Source organism: Pseudomonas sp. CM25, from assembly GCF_013179705.1.
GTDB lineage: Bacteria > Pseudomonadota > Gammaproteobacteria > Pseudomonadales > Pseudomonadaceae > Aquipseudomonas.
On sequence record NZ_JABMCW010000402.1, the window covers coordinates 1 to 4,423 of the forward strand.

Consider the following 4,423-nt stretch of genomic DNA (forward strand, 5'->3'; position numbering starts at 1 on the left):
GTCCAGCGCGGCCGTCAGTTCGACACCACCGGCAATGCGGCGGTTGCCAATGATCGCGGCATCGGCGCCCAGCTCATCACGGACCAGTTTCATGGCCTGACGCATATCGGCGGCGAAAAATCGCTTAACTTGCATTATCCACTACCTCAGCCGTTAGGGCCCACGGTGGCAACGATGGTGACTTGCTTGTTGTCCGGTATTTCCTGATACGCCAGCACATGCAAATTCGGTACAGCCAGGCGACCGAAACGCGACAGCATGGCGCGGATCGGGCCGGCCACCAGCAGGATGGCCGGCTGGCCCTGCATTTCCTGGCGCTGAGCCGCCTCGATCAGCGAACGTTGCAGCTTCTCGGCCATGCTAGGTTCCAGAAGAACACCATCTTCCTGACCCTGCCCGGCCCTTTGCAGACTATTGAGCAAAATCTGTTCCAACCTTGGCTCCAGGGTAATCACTGGCAGCTCAGACTCAACGCCGACAATGCTTTGCACGATGGCGCGACACAATCCGACGCGCACCATCGCCACCAGCGCGGCGGTATCTTGACTCTTGCCGGCATTGTTCGCGATCGCTTCGGCAATGCTGCGGATATCGCGCACCGGTACCTGCTCCGACAGCAGGGCCTGCAGCACCTTCAGCAGGCCCGACAAGGAAATGACACCGGGCACCAGCTCTTCTGCAAGTTTAGGCGATGCCTTGGCCAGCACCTGCAGCAATTGCTGCACCTCTTCGTGGCCGATCAGCTCGTGGCAGTGCTTCTGCAGGATCTGGTTGAGGTGGGTAGCCACCACGGTACTGGCGTCAACCACGGTGTAGCCCAGCGACTGCGCCTGCGAGCGCTGGCCAACGTCGATCCACACCGCTTCCAGGCCGAATGCCGGGTCCCGCGCGGCAATACCGTTGAGCGTGCCGAATACCTGGCCCGGGTTGATGGCCAGTTCGCGGTCCGGGTAGATCTCGGCCTCGGCAAGGATCACCCCCATCAGGGTCAGGCGGTAGGCACTGGGCTGCAGGTCGAGGTTGTCGCGGATGTGCACCGTGGGCATCAGGAAGCCCAGGTCCTGGGACAGTTTCTTGCGCACCCCCTTGATCCGCGCCAGCAGCTGACCACCCTGGTTGCGGTCGACCAGCGGGATCAGCCGGTAACCGACCTCCAGGCCGATCATGTCGATCGGCGTGACATCGTCCCAGCCAAGCTCCTTGGTTTCCAGTGCACGTTGCGGCGAAGGCAGCAAGTCCTGCTGCTGCTGCGCCTCCTTGAGTGCCTGCAGCCTGGTCTTCTGCTGCTTCTTCCACACCAGGTAGGCGCCACCGCCCGCCAGCAGGCCAAGGCTGATGAAGGCGACGTGCGGCATGCCCGGCACCAGGCCCATGACGATCATCAGCCCGGCGGAAACCGCCAGTGCCTTGGGCGAATCGAACATCTGCCGGTTGATCAGCTTGCCCATGTCCTCGGAGCCGGAGGCACGGGTAACCATGATCGCGGCAGCGGTGGACAGCAGCAGTGAAGGCAATTGCGCCACCAAACCGTCACCAATGGTCAGCAGGGCGTACACCTTGCCAGCCTCCGTGAAACTCATGCCGTGCTGCATCATGCCGATCAATATGCCGCCGATCAGGTTGATGAACAGGATCAACAGGCCGGCGATGGCGTCCCCGCGGACGAACTTGCTGGCACCGTCCATCGAACCGTAGAACTCGGCCTCCTGGGCCACCTCGGCACGGCGGTGCTTGGCCTGGGCCTGGTCGATCAGGCCGGCGTTGAGGTCGGCGTCGATAGCCATCTGCTTGCCGGGCATGGCGTCGAGGGTGAAACGCGCGCTCACCTCCGAGATACGCCCGGCGCCCTTGGTGACCACCACGAAGTTGATAATCATGAGGATGGCGAACACCACCGCACCAACGACATAATTACCGCCGATCACCACCTCGCCAAAGGCCTGGATCACCTTGCCGGCGGCGCCATGGCCTTCCTGGCCGTGCAGCATCACCACTCGGGTGGAGGCCACGTTCAGGGCCAGGCGCAGCAGCGTGGCCACCAGCAAGATGGTGGGGAATGCGGCGAAATCGAGCGGCCGCAGGGCGTACACGCAGACCAGCAGGACAACGATCGACAGGGCGATGTTGAAGGTGAAGAACACGTCGAGCAGGAACGGCGGTATCGGCAACATCATCATTGCCAACATCACCAGCAGCAACAGCGGCACACCCAGGTTGCCCCGGCCAAGACCGGCCAGGTTGTTACGGGCGTTGCTGATTAACTGAGTGCGATCCACCGCGAGTCCTCTTGATGCAAAACTTTGACGCCCGAGGGGCGTCTGCGGCTGGCTTTGCAAGAAGCTGTCCAACTTTGCTCGGTGGGGGATTTATATTGCCTGTCCCGGCCCTGAGACAAGATCAACTGTCACGCCGCAAATCCGGCGGGATCGGCAGGTCGTCTTTCAACGGCTCCGGTCGCTTCCCTCTACCCGCCCGGTACTGGCGGATCTGGAACACATAGGCCAGCACCTGCGCCACCGCCAGGTACAACCCGGCGGGGATTTCCTGCTCGAGCTCGGTGGAGTAGTAGATCGCCCGCGCCAGCGCCGGCGACTCAAGAATCTGGATCTTGTGCTCGACAGCAATTTCGCGAATCTTCAAGGCCGTGAAATCAGCCCCCTTGGCCAGCAGCAACGGCGCCGCCCCACCCTTCTCCGGGTCATACTGCAACGCCACCGCATAATGCGTCGGGTTGGTGATGATCACATCGGCTTGCGGCACCGCGGCCATCATGCGCCGCTGCGACATCTCGCGCTGCAGCTGGCGAATGCGCTGCTTGACCTCGGGCTTGCCCTCGCTGTCCTTGTACTCGTCGCGCACTTCCTGCTTGGTCATCTTCATTTTCTTGTGCGTCTGGTACAGCTGGAACGGCACGTCCGCCGCCGCAATCAGCAACAGCCCGGTCGCCATCCACAACGCACTCCAGCCCACCACCTGCAAGCTGTGAATGATCGCCTGCTCCAGCGGCTCGTTGGCAATCGACAGCAAGGCCTGGCGGTCGTTGGTCAGCACCACCACCGCCACTATCAGGATCACGAAGAACTTGGCCAGCGCCTTGAGCAGCTCGGTCAGGCTGTTCATCGAGAACATGCGCTTGATCCCCGACAGCGGGTTCATGCGACTGAATTTAGGTTGCAGCAGGCTGCCAGAAAACAGAAAACCGCCCAACGCGATAGGCGCCACGAAGGAGATCACAAACAACAGGATCAGGATTGGCTGTACCGCCCATATCGCCATCTTGCCCGATGCCAGAAGAAACGCACCCATGGCCCGCTCGTCGACGATGATGTCGCGGGTCAGGCTGAAATTCATGCGCATCATCGCCAGCAGCGTCTCGGCCAGGTGGCCGCCGAACGCCAGCAGGCCACCGGCACCGGCCAAGGTCACTGCCACCGTGTTGAGCTCCTTGGAGCGGGCGATCTCGCCTTTCTCGCGGGCATCGCGCTTGCGCTTCTCGGTGGGGTCCTCTGTCTTGTCCTGGCCACTTTCGCTTTCTGCCATGCTCAGCGCGCCCTCGCCAGCTCACGCAGCCATTGCAGCGCTTCGCTGGCCAATGCCTGGTAGTGGGACAACACATCGGCCAGGCCGACCCAGAAGATGAACATGCCCATGACCAGGGTCAGCGGAAAACCGATGGAGAAGATGTTCAGCTGCGGCGCCGCGCGGGTCATCACGCCAAATGCGATGTTCACCACCAGCAAGGCGGCGATCACCGGCAGGATCAGCAGCAGGCCGGCGGCGAACACCCAGCCCAGGCGCCCGGCCAGCTCCCAGAAGTGGTTGACCACCAGCGCATTGCCCACCGGCAAAGTAGTGAAGCTTTCGGTCAGTACCTCGAACACGACCAGGTGGCCGTTCATCAACAGGAACAGCACGCTCACCAGCATGGTCATGAACTGGCTGATGACCGCCACGTTGACGCCGTTGGCAGGGTCGACCATCGAGGCGAAGGCCATGCCCATCTGGATGGCAACGACCTGACCCGCGATCACGAACGCCTGAAACAGCAGCTGCAGCGAAAAACCGAGCAGCGCACCAACAATCACCTGCTCAGCGCACAGCAACATCCCGCGCAGGCTCAGCGGGTCGAATTCAGGCAGTGGCGGCAGCGCCGGCACGATCACCACGGTGATGGCCACCGCCACGTACAGGCGCACCCGCGCCGGCAACATGCGGGTGCCAAAGATCGGCATGGTCATCAGCACCGCCGTCACCCGGAATAACGGCAGGATGAACGTGGCGACCCAGGTGCCGATCTGCGCGTCTGTCAGCTCCAGCATCGCCGCGTCAACCGATCAGCTGCGGGATGTTGGTGTACAGGTTGGTGATGTACTCCATGAACTTCTGCACCAGCCAGGGCCCGGCGACGATCAACGTGACCAGC

At 62.2% G+C, this 4,423-nt stretch carries 3 protein-coding genes and 2 pseudogenes; all 5 read right to left on the bottom strand.

The genetic code is table 11. From position 1 onward, the window contains the following. Positions 1-135, bottom strand: a pseudogene (flhF, locus tag HP546_RS26535) (flagellar biosynthesis protein FlhF); the annotation flags it as partial. An 11-nt stretch (positions 136-146) separates the two neighbouring features. Further along, positions 147-2,276, bottom strand: a complete 2,130-nt coding sequence (gene flhA, locus HP546_RS26540) for a flagellar biosynthesis protein FlhA (RefSeq protein WP_172231707.1) — start codon at positions 2,274-2,276, stop codon at positions 147-149. Positions 2,277-2,397: 121 nt separating this feature from the next. Continuing rightward, positions 2,398-3,540, bottom strand: coding sequence for a flagellar biosynthesis protein FlhB (gene flhB, locus HP546_RS26545; RefSeq protein ID WP_172231710.1), 1,143 nt, complete (start codon positions 3,538-3,540; stop codon positions 2,398-2,400). Positions 3,541-3,542: 2 nt separating this feature from the next. Beyond that, positions 3,543-4,319, bottom strand: a complete 777-nt coding sequence (gene fliR / locus HP546_RS26550; RefSeq protein WP_172231713.1) for a flagellar biosynthetic protein FliR — start codon at positions 4,317-4,319, stop codon at positions 3,543-3,545. 7 nt (positions 4,320-4,326) lie between these two features. Beyond that, positions 4,327-4,423, bottom strand: a pseudogene (locus HP546_RS26555) (flagellar export apparatus protein FliQ); the annotation flags it as partial.